Annotated in this window: 19 protein-coding genes and 1 pseudogene; 10 read left to right on the plus strand and 10 right to left on the minus strand. The window is 69.9% G+C overall.

Annotation, left to right across the window (positions count from 1 at the left end; translation table 11 throughout):
• Both IM632_RS06940 and IM632_RS06945 read left to right on the plus strand, forming a co-directional pair.
• On the plus strand, window positions 1–184 hold a 184-nt coding region (locus tag IM632_RS06940), incomplete at its 5' end, for a S1 RNA-binding domain-containing protein (protein WP_296552153.1).
• A 245-nt stretch (window positions 185–429) separates the two neighbouring features.
• A complete protein-coding gene (locus IM632_RS06945; protein ID WP_296479947.1) occupies window positions 430–957 on the plus strand; it encodes a DUF2087 domain-containing protein in 528 nt (175 codons plus the stop codon).
• Window positions 958–966: 9 nt separating this feature from the next.
• Here IM632_RS06945 and dnaA read toward each other — a convergent pair whose 3' ends face one another.
• The 4 genes from dnaA to mutM all read right to left on the minus strand — a co-directional run bounded on the left by dnaA (window position 967) and on the right by mutM (window position 4,896).
• Complete coding sequence (gene dnaA / locus IM632_RS06950) at window positions 967–2,406, minus strand: chromosomal replication initiator protein DnaA (RefSeq protein ID WP_296552155.1); 1,440 nt, start codon at window positions 2,404–2,406, stop codon at window positions 967–969.
• 406 nt (window positions 2,407–2,812) lie between these two features.
• Window positions 2,813–3,082: a 30S ribosomal protein S20 gene (rpsT, locus tag IM632_RS06955; protein WP_296497199.1), complete on the minus strand. Its 270-nt coding sequence runs from the start codon at window positions 3,080–3,082 to the stop codon at window positions 2,813–2,815.
• 114 nt (window positions 3,083–3,196) lie between these two features.
• The gene (locus IM632_RS06960; RefSeq protein WP_293512665.1) at window positions 3,197–3,973 is read right to left on the minus strand and encodes an enoyl-CoA hydratase; all 777 of its coding nucleotides are present in this window, start codon (window positions 3,971–3,973) and stop codon (window positions 3,197–3,199) included.
• 62 nt (window positions 3,974–4,035) lie between these two features.
• Window positions 4,036–4,896, minus strand: a complete 861-nt coding sequence (gene mutM / locus IM632_RS06965) for a bifunctional DNA-formamidopyrimidine glycosylase/DNA-(apurinic or apyrimidinic site) lyase (protein ID WP_296481731.1) — start codon at window positions 4,894–4,896, stop codon at window positions 4,036–4,038.
• 110 nt (window positions 4,897–5,006) lie between these two features.
• On the opposite strand from mutM, the gene IM632_RS06970 reads away from it, so the two are divergent.
• Window positions 5,007–5,756, plus strand: a complete 750-nt coding sequence (locus tag IM632_RS06970; RefSeq protein ID WP_296534391.1) for a class I SAM-dependent methyltransferase — start codon at window positions 5,007–5,009, stop codon at window positions 5,754–5,756.
• A gap of 5 nt (window positions 5,757–5,761) precedes the next feature.
• Window positions 5,762–7,267, plus strand: a complete 1,506-nt coding sequence (ubiB, locus tag IM632_RS06975) for a 2-polyprenylphenol 6-hydroxylase (protein ID WP_296552160.1) — start codon at window positions 5,762–5,764, stop codon at window positions 7,265–7,267.
• Here ubiB and IM632_RS06980 read toward each other — a convergent pair.
• Window positions 7,256–7,849, minus strand: a complete 594-nt coding sequence (locus IM632_RS06980) for a hypothetical protein (protein WP_296552156.1) — start codon at window positions 7,847–7,849, stop codon at window positions 7,256–7,258. The two genes, ubiB and IM632_RS06980, sit on opposite strands and share 12 nt — an antisense overlap.
• 115 nt (window positions 7,850–7,964) lie before the next feature.
• Between IM632_RS06980 and coaBC the strand changes: the two genes are divergently transcribed.
• The 3 genes from coaBC to IM632_RS06995 are packed head-to-tail and all read left to right on the plus strand — an operon-like array spanning window position 7,965 to window position 10,238.
• Entirely contained in the window at window positions 7,965–9,173 is a 1,209-nt protein-coding gene (gene coaBC / locus IM632_RS06985; RefSeq protein ID WP_296552157.1) for a bifunctional phosphopantothenoylcysteine decarboxylase/phosphopantothenate--cysteine ligase CoaBC, read from the plus strand.
• The gene (dut, locus tag IM632_RS06990; protein WP_296481721.1) at window positions 9,170–9,625 is read left to right on the plus strand and encodes a dUTP diphosphatase; all 456 of its coding nucleotides are present in this window, start codon (window positions 9,170–9,172) and stop codon (window positions 9,623–9,625) included. The genes coaBC and dut overlap by 4 nt, the downstream gene beginning before the upstream one ends.
• A gap of 25 nt (window positions 9,626–9,650) precedes the next feature.
• A complete protein-coding gene (locus IM632_RS06995) occupies window positions 9,651–10,238 on the plus strand; it encodes a histidine phosphatase family protein (protein WP_293530363.1) in 588 nt (195 codons plus the stop codon).
• A 50-nt stretch (window positions 10,239–10,288) separates the two neighbouring features.
• On the opposite strand, the gene dapB is transcribed toward IM632_RS06995, so the two are convergent.
• Complete coding sequence (dapB, locus tag IM632_RS07000; protein WP_296481719.1) at window positions 10,289–11,062, minus strand: 4-hydroxy-tetrahydrodipicolinate reductase; 774 nt, start codon at window positions 11,060–11,062, stop codon at window positions 10,289–10,291.
• Window positions 11,063–11,224: 162 nt separating this feature from the next.
• Here dapB and IM632_RS07005 point away from each other — a divergent pair, with 162 nt between their 5' ends.
• Window positions 11,225–13,513, plus strand: coding sequence for an NADP-dependent malic enzyme (locus IM632_RS07005; protein WP_296481716.1), 2,289 nt, complete (start codon window positions 11,225–11,227; stop codon window positions 13,511–13,513).
• On the opposite strand, the gene IM632_RS07010 is transcribed toward IM632_RS07005, so the two are convergent.
• Window positions 13,514–14,620, minus strand: a complete 1,107-nt coding sequence (locus IM632_RS07010; protein WP_296481713.1) for an AI-2E family transporter — start codon at window positions 14,618–14,620, stop codon at window positions 13,514–13,516. It lies immediately after the preceding gene.
• A 104-nt stretch (window positions 14,621–14,724) separates the two neighbouring features.
• On the opposite strand from IM632_RS07010, the gene IM632_RS07015 reads away from it, so the two are divergent.
• Entirely contained in the window at window positions 14,725–16,215 is a 1,491-nt protein-coding gene (locus IM632_RS07015) for a helicase HerA-like domain-containing protein (protein ID WP_293516890.1), read from the plus strand.
• 68 nt (window positions 16,216–16,283) lie between these two features.
• On the opposite strand, the gene IM632_RS07020 is transcribed toward IM632_RS07015, so the two are convergent.
• Entirely contained in the window at window positions 16,284–17,066 is a 783-nt protein-coding gene (locus tag IM632_RS07020) for an SDR family NAD(P)-dependent oxidoreductase (RefSeq protein ID WP_293512687.1), read from the minus strand.
• Between the two features lie 57 nt (window positions 17,067–17,123).
• Here IM632_RS07020 and IM632_RS07025 point away from each other — a divergent pair, with 57 nt between their 5' ends.
• Window positions 17,124–17,549 (plus strand): YkvA family protein, encoded by a 426-nt coding sequence (locus IM632_RS07025; RefSeq protein WP_293512689.1) that lies wholly within the window; start codon window positions 17,124–17,126, stop codon window positions 17,547–17,549.
• On the opposite strand, the gene IM632_RS07030 is transcribed toward IM632_RS07025, so the two are convergent.
• Both IM632_RS07030 and IM632_RS07035 read right to left on the minus strand, forming a co-directional pair.
• Window positions 17,546–18,463, minus strand: coding sequence for a DMT family transporter (locus IM632_RS07030; RefSeq protein WP_296552158.1), 918 nt, complete (start codon window positions 18,461–18,463; stop codon window positions 17,546–17,548). The genes IM632_RS07025 and IM632_RS07030 overlap by 4 nt on opposite strands.
• Window positions 18,460–18,623, minus strand: a pseudogene (locus IM632_RS07035) (hypothetical protein); the annotation flags it as partial. The pseudogene IM632_RS07035 and the gene IM632_RS07030, both read right to left, overlap by 4 nt.

Here is an 18,623-nt window from a genome sequence, read left to right on the forward strand (position 1 = left end):
CCAGATCTCCAAGGAGCGGGTGAACAAGGTCTCCGACGTCCTGCAGGAAGGCCAGACCGTCAAGGTCAAGCTTCTCGGCTTTGACGACCGGGGCAAGACCCGTCTGTCCATGAAGGTTGTCGATCAGGAGACCGGCGAGGATCTGTCCAAGAAGGAAGACGCCTCGGAGGACGCCGAGGGCTGATCGGCCTTCCCTCCCGGAAGACTTCAGGGGCGGCCGGAGCGATCTGGCCGCCCCTTTTCATTTCCGGCCTGCCGCGGTAAGCGGGGGCCGGGTCCGCAGTTCACCCAGGCGTCGCCGCCCCGCAAGGGGAGCTAAACCTGCGAAGACAAACTCCCTCCGCATCTGACGCCTTCCTTCTGCGCCAGGTCGAAGCCGGCGACCCCGACACCGCCCCCCACGGGCCAGGCGCAGCTTGAGGACGCGTGATGCCCAGAACCTTTCTGCCCTTTGCCGTCGACGACATCTCGGCCCTGGCCCGGTCCCTCCGGCTCCAGCTGGCCGCCCGGACGGGGACGCCCGGCCATGTCGAGATGCTGAACATGCTGGCGCGTGCCGCCGGCGCCCGAAACTTCCAGCAGCTCCGGGCGCAGACCGCTTCAAGTCCCGCTCCATCGGCGCCGGAACCAGAGCCGGATCTCGCCCTGGTGGAACGAACGGCTCGCCATTTCGACGCCGAGGGGCGCCTCGCCTCCTGGCCTGCCAGGACGTCCCTGCAATCCCTCGCCCTGTGGGGCCTGTGGTCCCGGATCCCGGCGGAAGCCGTCTTCACGGAGGTCGGATTCAACCAGAGGCTGAACGCCATCAGCCAGATCGGCGATCCCGCCCTGTTGCGCCGCTCCATGGTGCACGCCGGCCTGGTGTCGCGAACGGACGACTGCCGGGACTATCGGCGGATCGAGCGAGGGCCGCCGCCAGACGCCCGGGCCCTGATCCGCCGGCTGGGGCCAGGGTAAGGCCGGGGCTCAGCTCCGCAGCTTGCGGATGATCGCGTCCAGGTCGCGGGCGAGGACGGCGTCGTCCTGCTTGAGGGCCTCGATGCGACGGACCGCATGGAGGACCGTGGTGTGGTCACGCCCGCCGAACCGGCGGCCGATGTCGGGCAGGGACCGGGTCGTGATCTGCTTGGCGATCCACATGGCGGCCTGGCGGGGACGCGCCACGACCCGGGCCCGCCGCTCGGAGATGATGTCCGTCTGCTTCAGCCCGTAGTGTTCGGCCACGGCCTTCTGGATCTGATCGACCGTCACCCGTTTCTCGCTGCAGGCCAGGTGCGGACGCAGGATGGCCTGGGCCTCGTCCAGGGTGAGGCGGGCGATGTCGCCGCCGACCCGGGCGACCAGGGTGTTGAGCGCCCCTTCCAGCTCCCGGACGGAGTCCGTGAACCGGTCCGCCAGGAACTGCAGCACCTCGCTGCGGGCGGAGGGCAGGAATCCGCCAGCCTGGGCCAGGATGGCGAGCTTGCGCTCCAGTATGCCCAGGCGCAGGCCCCGATCGGCCGGCTCGATCCCGCAGACCAGGCCGGACTGGAGATGCGAGCGCAGCCGGGGCTCCATCTCCGACAACTCCGAGGGGGAACGGTCGGCGGTCAGCACCACTCGGCGACCGTCCTCGATCAGGGCGATGAGGGTGTGGAAGAGTTCTTCCTGAGTGTTCTGCTTGCCCGCGACGAAGTGGACGTCGTCGATGAGCAGGAGATCGGCGTTCCGGAGCTCGGCCTTGAACGCGGCGGTCTGCCGGTCCTGGATGGCCCGCACGAAGGTCGAGGTGAAACGCTCAGCGGTCAGGTAGACCACGCGCTTGGCCTCGCCGGTCTGCATGGCCTCCCAGGCCAGGGCGTTGAGGAGGTGGGTCTTCCCGAAGCCATAGGGGCCGTGGAAAAGCACCGGATTGAAGTGGCCGTCCGCCCAGGACGCCACCCTCCGCGCCACGGCGAAAGCGAACTCGTTCGACGGGCCGGGGACAAAGGTCTCGAAGCTGAACCGCTCCTGGAGGCCCTGTTGCCGGCCCGGGGCGGCGGACTGGGGGGCCGCCGACGGCTCGGATGCTGCGCGATGCGCCTCAGCCTGAGGTCGCGCCCCGCGGGGGGGGGCCTCAAGCGCCGGGGCGGCGGTTGTGGAACCCTGGCCTTCAAACTCCATCTTCGACTTCAGGGCGAGACTCCGGCCCATCGGATCGTTCTGCGCCCAGAGCTCGCCGATCCGGCGCCAGGCGTGACGGCGGATCCAGTCCCGCGCGACGCCCGTGGCGGCGACAAGGCAGACATCCCCATCCTGCTCCCGGAGAGAGGCCTGACTCAGCCAGGAGCCGAAGGTGGCCTCGCCGAGCTCACGCTTCAGGATCTGACAGGTCTTGCTCCAGACTTCCACTGTCGCACCATCCTTCGACACGCTCCTGTTCGCCATCGCCGACCCGTCCTGACCCGTCTTCGCTCTTCAGCGCCACGCGGCCGAAGAGCTCCCCAGAATTCTCACAACAGCTTCCCCGCGCCGCCCGGACAGGTGTCACAGGAAGCTGTTTTTTCTCTCTCGAGGTCGCTTGGAAAAACGCTTTACGGCCCCAACACTAGTGCCCGAAAGAGACCGGTCAACGGAGATTCTTTGCCGCTTGAGCGGATATTTTCGTTGACTCCGGGAAAGCCAATTCTCGCAAGGAACTGCCTAATTCACGGTCCATTTCGGGACATTTCCCTGGGTCTGAGGCCCCCCCGGAATCCTGTACCGAAACGACAAAACCCCGCCAGGGGCGGGGCTTTTTCCTGAATAAAAACAGAGAGATTGAAACAAACCGACCCAAAACGGGTCAGTTGGTTCAGGCCGCAGAAGCCTTCCGCAGGCGGGCCGCCAGACGGGACACCTTGCGAGAGCCGGTGTTCTGGTGGACCACGCCCTTGGAGACGGCCCGCATCAGCTCGGACTCGGCCTCGACAAAGGCGGTCTTCGCGGCGGCCAGGTCGCCGGAGGCCAGGGCCTCGTCGAACTTTCGCAGGAAGGTGCGGACGCGCGAGCGGCGCGCCTTGTTCACCTCGGTACGACGGGCGATCTTGCGGACCGCCTTCCGGGCGCCGGGATTGTTGGCCATGCTTCAGCTCTCAAAACAGTTCGCGGGCGCCAGCCATCAGGCGCCAGCCGAAATCGGAGGCGCGGGTATACGGTAAGGCGCCCCACCGGTCAATGCGGGCTGCCTGTCCCTGGCCTACCTTCCCCGGAAATCCGGCTTCCGTTTCTCGATGAAGGCCGCCATCCCCTCCTTCTGGTCCTCGAAGGCGAAGAGGGAGTGGAACAGACGCCGCTCCATGGACACGCCGGCGGACAGGGTGGTCTCGTAGGCGGCGTCGACGAGCTCGATGTTCATCATCACGGCGAGGGGCGACTGGGCGGCGATCTTGCCCGCCGCCTCGAGGGCCTCGGCGACCAGTCGATCGGCGGGAACAACCCGCGAGACAAGGCCGGCGCGCTCGGCCTCTGCAGCGTCCATCATCCGTCCGGTGAGGATCATGTCCATGGCCTTGGACTTGCCCACCAGCCGGGTCAGCCTTTGCGTACCGCCGATGCCGGGCATGACCCCCAGATTGATCTCGGGCTGGCCGAATTTCGCGGTCTCGGAGGCGATGATGAAGTCGCACAGCATGGCCAGCTCGCAGCCGCCGCCCAGGGCGTAGCCGGAGACGGCGGCGATGATCGGCTTGCGGCAGGCTTCGATCCGTCGCGCCGCAGGACCAAAGAAGTCGGCGGCGAACATCTCTGCGTAGGACTTGTCCGACATCTCCTTGATGTCGGCGCCCGCGGCGAAGGCGCGCTCCGAGCCCGTCAGGACAAGACAGCGCACGCCCGCGTCGGCCTCGGCGGCGTCGAGGGCCTGGCCCAGTTCCTCCAGGAGCCGGCTATTGAGGGCGTTGAGCGCCTCCGGCCGGTTCAGCCGGATCAGGGCGACGGCGTCGTGGGCTTCGACGATCAGGGTCTCATAGGCCATGGGGATCTCCGGCGGAGGGTTTCCGACGCTTTAGGCGGCGGGGGCGAAAAGGCCAAGGGCCGTCACTTCTGGCAGGCGGGACACCAGAAGGTCGACCGCCCGGCCTGCACGCGGCGGCGGATCACGCCGCCGCAACCGGCGTTGGGGCAGGTTTCGCCCTCCCGGTCATAGGCTCGGAAGCTGTGCTGGAAATAGCCCAAGGCCCCGTCCGCAGCCGAAAAGTCCCTGAGGGTGGAGCCTCCGGCGGCGATGGCCCGCTCCAGGACGCCGCGGACCGCCCCGGCGAGCGCCTCGAGGCGGGGTCGCGACACCCTTCCGGCCGGCCGGAAGGGTGAGATGCGCGCCTCATGCAGCGCCTCGCAGACATAGATGTTGCCCAGCCCCGCCACTGTCCTCTGGTCGAGGAGCAGGGTCTTGGGGCCCTGCCTTCGATCGCGGAAGGCCTCGGCGAGACGACCGGCGCCGAAGGCGTCCGAGAGGGGCTCGGGACCCATGCCGGCGAACCAGGGGTGCCGCTCAAGGTCATCCGTGGACGCCAGACCCATGAATCCGAAGCGCCGGGGGTCGTGATAGACGATGCGACCGCCCGTTTCGGTCTCGAAGACCACGTGGTCATGCTTCGTATCGTCGCCGGCGACCCGGTGGAAACGACCTGGCGACCCGCCGCCCTCCCCCTCGATCCGGAACCGGCCGCTCATGCCCAGATGGGCGATCAGGGTTTCGCCCCGGTCAAGATCCGCCAGGAGGTACTTCGCCCGGCGCCGCAGGGCGGTGACCCGGGCGCCCGCCAGGCGCTGGACGAAACCCTCAGGGAAGGGAAAGCGGAGATCAGGCCGACGGGTCTCGACCCGGGAGAGACGATGGCCCTCGAGGACGGGCGCCAATCCCCTGCGAACGGTCTCGACCTCTGGAAGCTCGGGCATGGGGACTGCCTCGCATGGCAGGGCCCGGCGGGCAACCGGGCGCAAGGCGGCGGCCCGGGATTCGATTGAAGCGGCTTTCCCGTCGGCGTCCGGCGTTCTAAGAGCCCGTCATGAGCGCGACCTTCGGATTCCGGGACGTCGATCCCAGAGAGAAGCCCGGCCTTGTGCGCGGGGTCTTCGACCGTGTGGCGAGCCGCTACGACCTCATGAACGACGTCATGAGCGCGGGTGTTCACCGGCTCTGGAAGGACGCCGCTGCGGCGCGCCTGAACCCCCAGCCCGGTGAGACCATCATCGACTGCGCAGGGGGAACCGGGGACATGGCCCGGCGTTTCGCCGACCTGGCGCGCCGGGCGCGGGACAGGCGCGGTGGCCTGGACGCCCGCATCCTGGTGATCGACTACAACGCCGAGATGATCGCCGCCGGGCGGGCCCGGGGGCTGGAGCCCGAGATCGCCTGGGCGGTGGGCGACGCCCAGAGGCTGCCCCTGCCGGACGCCTGTGCGGACGCCTATGTCATCAGCTTCGGCATCCGGAACGTCACCGACATCCCGGCGGCCCTGCGGGAGGCCCGGCGGGTCCTGAGGCCGGGCGGGCGGTTCCTGTGCCTGGAGTTCTCGCGGCCGCCCGCGCCGGCCCTGGCGCGGCTCTACGACGCCTATTCCTTCCGGGTGATCCCCTTCATAGGCGAGCAGATCGCCGGCGACCGGGCCTCCTACCAGTACCTGGTGGAGAGCATCCGGCGCTTCCCGGACCAGAAGACCTTCCAGTCCATGATCGAGGCGGCGGGCTTCCGGCGGGCGGGCTACACCAACTTCACCGGCGGGGTCGCAGCCTTGCACCATGGCTGGGCGGTCTGACCGTGCTGTCGGGCCTTTCGGCGGCGGCGAGGCTGACGGCGGCGGGATGGCGGCTCCTGCGCCACGACGCCCTCCTGCCGCGGGAGATGAGGTCGCTCTACCCCGCGCCCCTGGTCCGGATGTCCCGCCTCGCCGGCCTGTTGGCCGGTCCGGAAGCCCGTCGGGGCCGGCCCGGGGAGCGGCTGGCCCGCAGCCTTGAGGGGCTCGGACCGGTAGCGATCAAGTTCGGGCAGCTTCTGTCCACGCGCGCCGACATCTTCGGGGTCGAGTTCGCCGGCGACCTCGCCCGGCTCAAGGACCGGCTGGCGCCCTTTCCGACCGAGGTCGCCCTTCGGGAGGTGGCCGAGGCCCTGGGCCGACCCGCAGACAGTCTTTTCGCCCGGTTCGGAGCGCCTGTGGCCGCCGCCTCCCTCGCCCAGGCCCATGAGGCCTGGCTGCACGATGGTCGCAGGGTCGCGGTGAAGGTTCTCCGCCCCGGGGTGGAGCGGCGGGTGGAGGCGGACGCCCGGGTGATGTTCCTGGCCGCCGCCCTTGCCGAAGCCCTGGCGCCTGACGCCCGCCGGCTTGAGCCCCGCTCGCTGGCCGCCTCGGTGATCGAGTCCGTCCGGCGGGAACTGGACCTGCGCCTGGAGGCGGCGGGCGCCGACGAACTCCGCGAGATCATGGCCCGGGACGGCTACATGTCCGCACCGGCCGTGGTATGGGACGGGGTGGGTCGCCGGGTCCTGACCCTGGAGTGGGCGCAGGGCACGCCCCTGTCCGACCCGGCGAGCCTGGAGGCGCCGGACCTCGACCGGGCCGCCCTCGCCACCGGCCTGATCCGGGCCTTCCTCGCCCAGGCCCTGGACCACGGCGTCTTCCACGCCGACCTCCACGAGGGCAACCTTTTCGTCTCCGCCCCGGACCGCATCGTCGCCGTGGACTTCGGCATCGTGGGCCGGCTCGGCCATGACCAGAGGCGCTATCTCTCTGAAATCCTCTGGGGCTTCCTTCAGCGCGACTACGAGCGGGTGGCCCGGATCCACTTCGAGGCCGGCTATGTGCCCGGCCACCACGCCGTGGGCGACTTCGCCCAGGCCCTGCGCGCGGTGGGCGAGCCGATCTTCGGCCGGTCGGCCCGGGATGTTTCCATGAGCCGGGTGCTGATCCAGCTGTTCGAGATCACCGGCCAGTTCGACATGCACCTGCGCCCCGAGCTGGTCCTCCTTCAGAAGACCATGATGACCGTGGAAGGTGTGGGACGATCGATCTGGTCGGACCTCGACATCTGGGCGGCGGCGGACCCCGTGGTGCGACGCTGGATGACCCGCGAGCTCTCGCCGGCCGCGCGGATCACGCGGCTCGGCGAGCAGGCCGGGCGTCTCCTGTCGCGACTTGCCGCGCTGGCGGAAGCGCCCGCGCCGCAGCCGACGCCATCCGGAGCCCGGAGGCAGAGCCTGGCCCTGATCCTGGCCGGCGGGGCCCTCACGGCGGCGCTGGCGGCCCTGGCCCTGGTCGTCTCAGCCCTCTGAGGGCCGGTCCGCCCCGGCCCGCGCGGTGCGCCTCTGGGCCTCCCGCGCCTTCTGGGCCTCCCAGTAGGCGACGCCCTGGTCGGGATGGAAGAAGGCCCGTGGCGCACCGTCCCGGCTCGCCACTGCGAAGGTGTTGGACCCCGGATGATAGATCAGGACGTCGCCATTGCGGCGGGTGAGACGCTGGGCGCCCTGTGGCGGGGCGTCGATGAAGGTCCGCGCCTTGCGCACATAGGCCTCAAGGCTGGGGGTCCCGAAGCTTTCGCCGTTCCGCGCGAAGGCGCGCCGGGCGTTCTCCTCGGCTGAACCGCGGCGGCTTGACGTCCAGATCGGACGACCCTCCAGGAGGGGCGCCGGGGCCTGGGCGACCTCACCGGACCGGCCGCCGGCGCGGGCGCTGTCGAAGCGATCCCCCCGGTCAGACGTATCGGCCGGCGAGGCGGCGGCGTAGGCGGCGTCTCCGCCCGAGGCGGCGCTGTCGGCCCGAACGGCCGAGGGGCGTTCGCAGCCGGCGAGGGACAAGGCCAGGGACAGGGTCCCCAGAAGCAGGACAGTGGGGGCGGTGATGGACCGGACGGTCATTGTGATCTCCCGTTGCGCCCGCCCAGGCTGGAACAAATAAGGAACACTTCGTCCGGTTTGTCGAGTCCCGATGTTTTGGCGTAAGAGGCGGGGCGTGGCTGGAGGCGCCGGGATCGTGTCGGACAGACGAGTGCTACTGATCGTGGGCGGCGGAATTGCGGCCTACAAGTGTCTGGAGCTTGTCCGCCTGCTGCGCGGGCAGGGGATCGCCGTGCGCCCTGTCCTGACCCCGGCGGGGTCGCAATTCGTCACGCCCCTTTCCCTCGCCGCCCTCTGCGAGGACAAGGTCCATACCGATCTCTTCTCGCTCACCGACGAGGCGGAGATGGGTCACATCCGATTGTCCCGGTCGGCGGACCTGATTGTCGTGGCGCCGGCCACAGCGGACCTGATGGCCCGGACGGCGGCGGGCCTGGCCAATGACCTGGCGACCACCCTCCTGCTCGCCACCGACACGCCGGTGATGATGGTCCCCGCCATGAACGTGCGGATGTGGACCCACCCGGCGACGCAGAGGAACCTGGCGACCCTGACGGCGGACGGCGTCCGCTTCGTGGGCCCCGATGTAGGCGACATGGCCTGCGGCGAGACCGGTCCTGGGCGCATGGCCGAGCCCGCAGCGATCTGCGCCGCCATCCTCGAGGCCCTCGGGGCCAAGGCCATCCGACCGCTGGCGGGCCGACGCGCCCTCGTCACCGCGGGTCCCACGGCCGAGCCGGTCGACCCCGTCCGTGTGCTGACGAATCGCTCGAGCGGCAAGCAGGGCTTCGCTATCGCCGCCGCTCTGGCCAATCTGGGCGCCGAGGTGACCCTGGTCGCCGGCCCTGTCGCCGAGCCGACGCCTCCCGGCGTCCGGCGCGTGGACGTGGAGACCGCGCGGGAGATGCTGGCCGCCTGCGAGGCCGCCCTGCCCGCCGACGTCGCCGTCTGCGTGGCCGCCGTCGCCGACTGGCGCCCCGCCGAGGTCGCTGCCGGCAAGACCAAGAAGACCCAGGGCGCCCCGCCGCCGGAGATCCGCCTGGTCGAGAACCCCGACATCCTCGCCACCCTGTCCCGGGCCGCGGCCCGGCCCCGGCTGGTGGTGGGCTTCGCCGCCGAGACCGAGACGGTGGAGGACCACGCCCGGGCCAAGCTGGCCCGCAAGGGCTGCGACTGGATCGTCGCCAACGACGTCTCCCGGCCCGGCGTGATGGGCGGAAGCGACAACACCGTCTCCATCGTCACCCGCGACGGGGTCGAACGCTGGGAAGAAGCGCCCAAGGCTGAAGTGGCCCGCAGGCTGGCGGCGCGGATCGCCACGACCCTGGGAGGCGAGACCCAATGAAGCCCGTCGTCGATGTCGTGCGTCTGCCGCACAATCCGGACCTGCCCCTGCCCGCCTACGAGACGGCCGGGGCCGCCGGCATGGACCTGCGCGCTGCGGTCCCGGAGGATGCGCCCGTCGTGCTTCGTCCCGGCGCCCGGACCGCCGTACCCACCGGCCTGGCCTTCGCCCTGCCCGAGGGCTTCGAGGCCCAGGTCCGGCCCAGGTCCGGCCTGGCGCTCAAGTCAGGCGTCACTGTCGCCAACGCACCCGGCACCATCGACCAGGACTACCGGGGCGAGCTGAAGGTCCTCCTGATCAACCTCGGCGAGGAAGACTTCGTGATCCGTCGGGGCGACCGGGTCGCCCAGCTGGTCATTGCTCCGGTGGTCCAGGCGGCCTGGCGCGAGGTCGGCGACCTTGACGCCACCGCCCGTGGCGCCGACGGCTTCGGATCCACCGGCGGGCGCTGATCCGCCCCCAGAAGGGAGAGACCCCATGGAGCTGATCCTGGTCCGCCATGGACGCCCCGCCCGGATGGAGACCACCTCCGACCCGCATCTGAACGAGGTCGGGCTGGAGCAGGCCCGTCGCGCCGCCGCCTGGCTGGCCCTGGAGCCGATCGAAGCGACCTGGTCCTCCACCATGCGCCGCGCCGTCCAGACCGCAGAGGCCTTCGCCGGCCTCGTGGGGCATGAAGTCCAGCAGCACCCGGGCATTGTCGAGTTCGACCGCAACTCCGGGGTCTACATTCCCACCGAAGAGCTCAAGAAGGAGAACTTCGCCGCCTGGCAGGCCATGGCCACCGGCGGCCACGGCGTCGACATGGCCGAGTTCCAGAAGATGGTGGTCGACGGCATGGAGGAGATCATCGCCGCCCATCCCGGCGGCAAGGTGGCGGTCTTCTGCCACGGCGGCGTGATCAATGTGTGGGCGGCGCACGTCCTGGGAATGGAGCCCCGGGTCTTCTTCGAGGCCGACTACACCAGCATCAACCGGTTCCTGGCCGCCCGCAGCGGCCAGCGCGCCGTGGTCAGCCTGAACGAGCGCGCCCACCTGCTGGACGACGTCCGCCGGCCGGCCTGAAGGCTGCGGCGGCGGGACGGGAGGGGCCGCCGCGATCCCTTGTCGGCGGCTCAGCGGCGGAAGCCGAGAACGTCGCGCATGTCGTAGGCGCCGGGCTCGCGGGAGATCGCCCAACGGGCGGCGGCCAGGGCGCCGCGGGCGAAAAGGCCCCGGTCCCGGGCCGAGTGGCTGAGGGTCAGGATCTCGTCCTCGCCCGCAAACAGAACCGAGTGCTCACCGATCACGCCGCCGCCGCGCGCCACCGAGAAGCCGATGGCGCCCTCGGGACGCGCGCCTGTAATCCCGTCGCGGGCGCGGATGGCGACCTTCTCAAGGTCGACGCCCCGCCCCCGCGCCGCCGCTGCGCCCAGCATCAGGGCCGTGCCGGAAGGCGCGTCCACCTTGCGGCGGTGGTGGGCCTCGAAGACCTCGATGTCGAAGTCCGCCGGCGAGAGGGCCGCAGACGCCAGCTCGACCAGGCCCATCAGCATGTTGACGCCGAGAGAGAAGTTCCCGGCCCGGACGATGGGGACGCGCAGGGCGGCCTCCGACAGGGCGTCGATCTCGCCCGCCGAGAAACCCGTGGAGCCGATCACCAGGGCAGGGCCGCCCCGGGCCGCCGCCTCCCCGGCCAGGGCGACGGAGGCGGCGGGCGTGGAGAAGTCCACCACCACGTCGGCGTCCTCGAGGGCCGAGGCCCGGTCGGTCAGGATAGGATCCACCGCGTCCGGGCGATCGAACCGGCCGGCGAGGACGAGATCGGGCGCCGCCTCGACGGCTTCGGCCACGACCAGACCCATGCGCCCGAGGGCGCCGGCGACAGCGATACGGATGGGTGGGGTCACGGTCGGCCTCCGGGGCTCTGGCGAGAACCCCTTGTCCCGCGAGGGGGTCCTGCGGGTCAATGCCCTGTGGGTCCTGCGAGGTTGTCCCGTCCGCAGCCGGCCTGTAGGTTGCGCCCCTTTCGGGGCCTGTCCGGCCCTCACCCCCAAGGAAACGCCGCCCCGATGAGCGACGCCAGGAAGCGCACCTTCACCGACGAGGAAGCCCTGAGCTTCCACCAGTTCCCGACGCCCGGGAAACTGGCCATCACGCCGACCAAGCCCATGGCCACCCAGCGGGACCTGAGCCTCGCCTACTCCCCGGGTGTGGCGGTGCCGGTGCTGCGCATCGCCGAGGACCCGGAAACGGCCTACGATTACACCTCCAAGGGCAACCTGGTGGCGGTGATCTCGAACGGCACCGCCATCCTGGGCCTGGGCAATCTGGGCGCCCTGGCCTCCAAGCCGGTGATGGAGGGCAAGAGCGTCCTCTTCAAGCGCTTCGCCGACGTCGATTCCATCGACATCGAGGTGACGGCCACCGACCCGGACGAGGTCATCACGGTGGTGAAGAACATCGGCGTGACCTTCGGGGGGATAAACCTGGAGGACATCAAGAGCCCCGAGTGCTTCCGGATCGAGACCGAGCTGCAGGAACTGCTCGACATTCCGGTCTTCCATGACGACCAGCACGGCACGGCGATCATTTCGGCGGCCGGACTGATCAATGCCTGCAAGATCACCGGCCGGGAGGTGAGGGACGTCAAGCTGGTCCTGTGCGGCGCGGGGGCGGCGGGCATCGCCTCCCTCGAACTCATCAAGGCCATGGGCGTGCGAGCCGAGAACTGTATCGCCGTGGACAACACCGGCGTCATCTACCGGGGCCGGCCCACCGGGATGAACCAGTGGAAGTCGGCTCACGCGGTGGAGACCGACGCGCGCACCCTGGCGGACGCCATGAAGGGGGCTGACGTCTTCTTCGGCCTTTCGGTGAAAGGCGCCCTGACGCCGGAGATGGTGGCCTCCATGGCCCCCAATCCGATCATCTTCGCCATGGCCAATCCCGATCCGGAAATCACGCCGGAGGAGGTCGCCGCCGTGCGCAGCGACGCCATCGTGGCCACCGGCCGCAGCGACTATCCCAACCAGGTCAACAATGTCCTGGGCTTCCCCTACATCTTCCGCGGCGCCCTCGACGTGCGGGCGCGGCGGGTGAACATGGAGATGAAGATCGCCTGCGCCAACGCCCTGGCCCAGCTGGCGCGGGAGGACGTTCCCGACGAGGTGGCCGCCGCCTATCACGGCAAGCAGCTGAAGTTCGGGCCGGACTACATCATCCCTTCGCCCTTCGACCCGCGGCTGATCTCCTACATTCCGCCCTTCGTGGCCCAGGCGGCCATGGACACCGGCGTCGCGCGCACCCCGATCGCCGACATGGACGCCTACCGGGCCAGCCTCGCCCAGCGCCTCGATCCCACAGCAGGCTTCCTGCAGAAGATTCAGGGCGTGGTCCTGAAGTCGCCGGAGAAGCGGATCGTCTTCGCCGAGGGCGAGGAGCCCAGCGTCATCCGCGCCGCCTTCGCCTTCCAGAACGCCGGCCTGGGCCGGGCCATACTGGTGGGACGCGAGGACCTGGTGGAGGAGAACATGCGACTGGCCGGCCTCGATCCCGCAGAGGCGGATCTCAAGGTCGTCAACGCCCGGGTCTCGGAGCACAATCCGGAGTTCGTCGACTTCCTCTATGGCCGGCTGGCGCGTCAGGGCTACCTGAAGCGGGACGTCCTGCGGCTGATCAATCAGGACCGGAACTCCTTCGCGGCCTCCATGGTCGCCCTGGGCCACGCCGACGGCATGGTCACTGGCGTGACGCGCTCATACGACCAGGCCCTGGAGGAGGTGTTGCGGGTCATTGATCCGTCTACGGATGGACGGGTCATCGGCATGAGCGTCCTGCTGGCCAAGGGCCGAACCCTGTTCATTGCCGACACCAACATCACGGAGATGCCGGATGCCGACGAGCTGGTCGAGATCGCCTGCGAGGCGGCGCGGGCCGTCAAGATCCTGGGCTATCGCCCGCGCATCGCCTTCCTGTCCTACTCGACCTTCGGCAACCCCATGGGCCAAAGGTCCGAGAAGGTCCGCGAGGCCGTGGCCATGCTGGACGAGATGGATGTGGACTTCGAGTATGAGGGCGAGCTGCCGCCGGACCTCGCCCTCGACACCTCCAAGTGGGCCAACTACCCCTTCATGCGCCTCAGCGGCCCGGCCAATGTCCTGATCATGCCGGCCATTCACTCGGCGGCCATCTCGACCCTTCTGGTGCAGGAGCTGGGCGGGGCGACGGTGATCGGACCCCTGCTCCTGGGCCTTCAGAAGTCGGTGCAGATCGCCCCGCTCGGCGCTTCAGTCTCCAAGATCCTGCAGATGGCCACCCTGGCCGCCTACGAGCAGGACGTGGCGGACGACCAGGCCTGATCAGACCGCGTCGGCGGGCGCCGGGCGGGAGGGCTCGCCGTCCTCCGACAGGAGGATGGCGACCCACCGGGATCCGCGGAACTGGGCGCAGATCACCATCACGATCACGGTGAGCGGAGTCGACAGGAACATGCCGGCCACGCCCCAGAGCCACCCCCAGAAGGCCAGGGACAATAACACCACAAGAGGGTCCATATTGAGGCTGCGCCCCTGCATGCGCGGGACGACGATGTTAGCGACAACCAGGTGCAGGGCCTGCAGGACAAGGTAGAGGAAGACCGCCTGCCAGTGGCTCTCGAACTGCAGGAGGGCGAAGACCGGCGCAGCGACCACTCCGAGGGCGGCGCCGAGGATCGGGATATAGCAGGCCAGGAAGATCAGGATCGCAAGGAAGGTCGCCCCGTCGAGTCCCACCGCCGCCATGGCCGCCCAGGAGGCCGCGGCGATGATCAGCCCAGTGACGGTCTGGACCCACAGATACTGCTCCACCGACGTGATGATGGCCCGATAGGCCGTCGCCACCGCACGCCTCTCCTCGCGGATGTCCGACAGGTTCAGGACCTTTCGTTCCAGGCTCCGGCGCGAGGCGAGGATGAAGCCAAGGTAAACCAGGATCAACAGGGTGTCGGCGGCCATGCTCTGGACCACGCCGGCGGCGCTGGCGAGGTAGCGGCCGGGATCCAGTCGCAGGAGGATCTCGTCCAGGGTCGGCGCTGCAGCGATCGGCGCCGCCCCGGCGAGCTCGGCCACCAGGGCGTTGAGCCTGGGACCGTAGCTCATGAGCTTGGCGGCGAAGGCCGAGGCGTTGTCGATGGTCAGCACCAGGAGCCCGGAGAAGAGGAGACCCGTCAGGACGAGGGCGACCGGCATCCCCAGCCGGTGTCGGCCCCGCAGGACGCCGCCCAGACCCCGCTCCAGGGAATTGGCGAAGCTCCCCAGCACCACCGCCAGGAAGAGGGCCATGGCCAGGGGCGCCAGGACCCCGGTCAGCGCCTTGGCTGCAGCGGCCGCGGCGATGACGGCGAGGAGCACGAGGCAGGCGCGCTCGAGGCCGCGCCCGGGCGCGGGCGGCAGGGGTGGAATGACTTCAGCTTCGACGCGGTTCATGTCCGCATCCTGCCATGTCTGACCGGCTTGGCGAAGACCCGGCTGCAGGCCATACAGGATCGGACGCGGCCGCCGGCGCTGGCGCACCGCTTCAGGGGGCAGACATGACGCAGACCGCGCAGGCCAGCGATATACTCATCGGTGGATCGGGCCAGCCCCAGAGGCTCCGCCTGGACCGGGCCAACCGGCACGGGCTGGTGGCCGGAGCAACGGGGACGGGCAAGACCGTCACCCTGCAGATTCTCGCCCAGGGGCTTTCGGACGCCGGGGTCCCGGTCTTCGCCGCGGACGTGAAAGGCGACCTCAGCGGCGTCGCAGCCCCCGGGGAGCCCGGGGAGAAGATGCTGGCGCGGGCGCGCTCCATGAACCTGGACCTGTTCCCTGAGGCCGCGCCGACCTTGTTCTGGGACCTCTTCGGCGAGAAGGGCCACCCCATCCGGGCGACGGTCTCGGAAATGGGGCCCCTGCTCATCGCCCGCATGCTCGAGCTCAACGACGTGCAGGAGGGCGTGCTGTCCGTGGTGTTCCGGGCCGCCGACGAGGAGGGTCTGCTGCTCCTGGACCTGAAGGACCTCCAGGCGGCCCTGACCTTCGCCGCCGAGAACGCCGCCGCCCTCGGCGCACGGTACGGCAACGTCTCCACGGCCACGGTGGCGACCATCCAGCGCAAACTCCTGGTCCTTGAGGACCAGGGCGGCGCCCGCCTGTTCGGCGAACCCGCCCTGAACCTGGCGGACTTCATGCGACGGGACGAGAAGGGCCGGGGCTATGTCAGCATCCTGGCCGCCGACCGGCTGATCGCCGCCCCGCGCCTCTACGCCACCTTCCTGCTCTGGCTGATGTCCGAGCTTTTCGAGGTCCTGCCAGAGGTCGGGGACGTGGACCGGCCGAGGCTCGCCTTCTTCTTCGACGAGGCCCACCTGCTCTTCCGCGATGCGCCGAAATCCCTGCTGGAGAAGATCGAGCAGGTGGTGCGGCTGATCCGCTCCAAGGGCGTCGGGATCTACTTCGTCACCCAGAACCCGGCGGATATTCCCGACGCCGTCCTGGGCCAGCTGGGCAACCGGATCCAGCACGCCCTGAGGGCCTACACCCCCGCCGACCAGAAGGGGCTGAGGGCCGCCGCGAACAGCTTCCGCGCCAATCCGGAGTTCAACACGGCCGAGGCGATCCAGGGCCTGGGCGTCGGCGAGGCCCTGGTGTCGGTCCTGGACGAAAAGGGCGCGCCGACCGTGGTGCAGAAGACCCTGATCCGGCCGCCGGTCTCGCGCCTCGGGCCCCTGAGCCCAGCGGAACGGGCCGCAGTTCTGGGGGCCAGCCCCGTGCGGGGTCTCTACGAGGCGGCGGTCGACCGGGAAAGCGCCTTCGAGGTGCTGCGGGCCCGGGCCGAAGCCCGCGTCCGGGAGGAGGCCCGGGCGACCCCGCCGGCGCCCCCGCGCGCTCCCGCCCGTCAGCCAACGCCGAGGGCGCCCGCCGCCGGCCGCGGACGCCAGACCCTGACCGAGACCTTCGCCAAGCAGTTCCTGCGCACCCTCGCCTCGGCGGCGGGGCGGGAGATCCTGCGCGGCGTCCTGGGGGGCATGCGGCGGCGCTGAGGGCGTGGGCCCACGAAAAAGGGGCCGGCCCCGAAGGACCGACCCCTCCTGTCAGATGGATTCGCGGTCTAGCGCGGCGCCATGCGGATGGAGCCGTCGAGGCGCACGTCCTCGCCGTTGAAATAGCCGTTGGTGATCATGGTCAGGGCCAGCTGAGCGTACTCCTCGGGGTGGCCGAGACGCTTGGGGAAGGGCACCGAGGCCGCCAGGGCTTCCTTCACCTGGGGCGGGGCGCCGTTCATCAGCGGGGTGGCGAAGATGCCGGGCAGGATGGTGTTCACCCGGATGCCGTCACCGGCCAGGTCTCGGGCGATGGGCAGGGTCATGCCGACCACGCCGCCCTTGGAGGCCGAATAGGCCGCCTGGCCCATCTGGCCGTCCTCGGCCGCCACGGAGGCGGTGTTGACGATGGCGCCGCGCTCGCCGTCCTCGAGGGGCGTCAGGTCCAGCATGCCCTTGGCCGACTTGGCGATGCAGCGGAAGGTGCCGACCAGGTTGATCTGGATGATCAGGTTGAAGGCGTCGAGGGGGAAGTGCTTGGTCTCGCCCGTCTGCTTGTCGCGGCTCGCCGTCTTGGCGGCGTTGCCGGTGCCGGCGCAGTTGACGAGGATGCGCTCCTGGCCGTGCGCGGCCCGGGCCTTTTCGAAGGCCGCGTCGACATCGGCGTCGGAAGTGACGTTGCACTTGCAGAAGACGCCGCCCACTTCTTTGGCGACCTGTTCGCCCTTGGCCTCGTTCATGTCGAAGATGGCGACCTTGACGCCATGTGCGGCCAGGGCGCGGACGGTGGCCTCGCCGAGACCGGAGGCGCCGCCCGTCACGACAGCGGCGATGGAGGAATCGAGTTTCATGGACGCTGAGCTCCCGTGCTCGTCTGGAGAAAAACCTGTAGCCTTGCCTTTAGCCCGATGAACGCCGACTCAAAAGCATCACGCGACGTCAATTCCGGGGGAATCGACCCGGACTCTCCGATCGCCCCCGAGCGCGCGCTTGTTCCCGCGGTCGCGCGCCTGAACGCTCGGCGGGTGGAGACGGGGTTCTGGCCGAAGATGCGGCGGGTCGCCACCCGGATTCCCTTCGCCGTGGACGCTCTTGCCGTCTGGCGCTGCGCCCGCGACCCGGCCACCCCGCGGACGGCGAAGGCCATGATGCTCGCGGCCCTGGCCTATTTCGTCCTCCCGACCGACGCCCTGCCGGACATCCTGGCCGCCGTGGGCTTCACGGACGACGCCGCCGTCTTCGCCGCCCTGCTGGCGGTGATCGGCAAGCACCTGAAGCCCGAGCACCGGGCGGCGGCGGAGGCCGACCTGAAGCGGCTGCGGGGGGAGGACTAGGTCGCCGAAGCGCGTTCTGCAGCCCGAGAGGCGGCGTGCTCTCGCCAGGTGATGAACAGGGTCGAGGCCACGACCACGGCGGCTCCGACGAGGGTCCAGACGGTGGGGACCTCGGCGAAGAGAAGGAAGCCGACGGCGGCGGCGAAGACCAGGCGGATGTAGTCCACCGGCGCCATGGCGGCGGCGTCGCCGGCCGCCATTCCGCGGATGTAGAAGGCCTGGGTCGCCGTGCCCATGACGCCCATGAGGGAGAGAAGGGCCAGATCCGTCGGAGTCGGCCAGGCCCACGAGATGAGGGCGCCGGGAACCGAAAAGACCAGACCCAGGGCGGCCGCCCAGACCAGAAGCACTGTCGGCGCATGGTCGCGGGTCAGGACCTTCATGCCCGTCACCGTCAGGGCGAAGAGGAAGGACGAGGCCAGCATGGCGAGGGCCGGGAGTCCCAGGGCGAATTCGCCGCCGGCCCCGGGGCGGACCATGATCAGGACGCCGGCGAATCCCGCCAGGGCGGCGAAGATTCTGAGCGACCCGATCCGCTCTCCGACCACGAAGGCGGCCAGGGGCACCAGCCAGAGGCTGCGGGTGAAGGACAGGGCGTTGGCGTCCGCCAGGGGCATGTTCTGGAAGGCGTAGAAGGACAGCATGGTGCCCAGCGTTCCGGCCCCGGCCCGGAAGATGAGCAGGCCCGGGCGGCTGGTGGCGAAGGCCGCCGACCGATGGCGCAGGATGATCGGCAACAGGATCAGGAAACCGGCCGCCTGGCGGTAGAAGGTCTGGAGTCCCGCCGAGTATCCCTCGCCGAGGAACTTGATCAGGGTCGTCATGACCGTGAAGGCCAGGGCCGACGCGGTCATCCACAGGGCGCCGCGAACGTTGGGCGACAGGTCCGAGAAGACGCGGACGAGGCGATTCAAGTCTGGCCGGAGCCGGGAGCCATCTGCATGAGCGACTCACCGAAGATCGCCGCAAATGGAGATCCTGCAGCGGGGTCCCAGCTGTGCCGCGAGCCCACCGTGATGCCGCCGTCCACCACCAGGTGGGTCCCGGTGACGAAGGCCGAGGCGTCGGAGGCCA

Origin of the sequence: Phenylobacterium sp., assembly GCF_020402505.1 — a bacterium.
Taxonomy (GTDB): Bacteria; Pseudomonadota; Alphaproteobacteria; order Caulobacterales; family Caulobacteraceae; genus Phenylobacterium.

What these genes read in the sequence shown, in the direction of transcription:
- IM632_RS06945 (WP_296479947.1), top strand. Translation starts at nt 430, where the DNA reads ATGCCCAGAACCTTTCTGCCCTTTGCCGTCGACGACATCTCGGCCCTG.
- dnaA (WP_296552155.1), bottom strand. Translation starts at nt 2,406, where the DNA reads ATGGCGAACAGGAGCGTGTCGAAGGATGGTGCGACAGTGGAAGTCTGG.
- rpsT (WP_296497199.1), bottom strand. Translation starts at nt 3,082, where the DNA reads ATGGCCAACAATCCCGGCGCCCGGAAGGCGGTCCGCAAGATCGCCCGT.
- IM632_RS06960 (WP_293512665.1), bottom strand. Translation starts at nt 3,973, where the DNA reads ATGGCCTATGAGACCCTGATCGTCGAAGCCCACGACGCCGTCGCCCTG.
- mutM (WP_296481731.1), bottom strand. Translation starts at nt 4,896, where the DNA reads ATGCCCGAGCTTCCAGAGGTCGAGACCGTTCGCAGGGGATTGGCGCCC.
- IM632_RS06970 (WP_296534391.1), top strand. Translation starts at nt 5,007, where the DNA reads ATGAGCGCGACCTTCGGATTCCGGGACGTCGATCCCAGAGAGAAGCCC.
- IM632_RS06980 (WP_296552156.1), bottom strand. Translation starts at nt 7,849, where the DNA reads ATGACCGTCCGGTCCATCACCGCCCCCACTGTCCTGCTTCTGGGGACC.
- dut (WP_296481721.1), top strand. Translation starts at nt 9,170, where the DNA reads ATGAAGCCCGTCGTCGATGTCGTGCGTCTGCCGCACAATCCGGACCTG.
- IM632_RS06995 (WP_293530363.1), top strand. Translation starts at nt 9,651, where the DNA reads ATGGAGCTGATCCTGGTCCGCCATGGACGCCCCGCCCGGATGGAGACC.
- IM632_RS07005 (WP_296481716.1), top strand. Translation starts at nt 11,225, where the DNA reads ATGAGCGACGCCAGGAAGCGCACCTTCACCGACGAGGAAGCCCTGAGC.
- IM632_RS07010 (WP_296481713.1), bottom strand. Translation starts at nt 14,620, where the DNA reads ATGAACCGCGTCGAAGCTGAAGTCATTCCACCCCTGCCGCCCGCGCCC.
- IM632_RS07015 (WP_293516890.1), top strand. Translation starts at nt 14,725, where the DNA reads ATGACGCAGACCGCGCAGGCCAGCGATATACTCATCGGTGGATCGGGC.
- IM632_RS07020 (WP_293512687.1), bottom strand. Translation starts at nt 17,066, where the DNA reads ATGAAACTCGATTCCTCCATCGCCGCTGTCGTGACGGGCGGCGCCTCC.
- IM632_RS07025 (WP_293512689.1), top strand. Translation starts at nt 17,124, where the DNA reads ATGAACGCCGACTCAAAAGCATCACGCGACGTCAATTCCGGGGGAATC.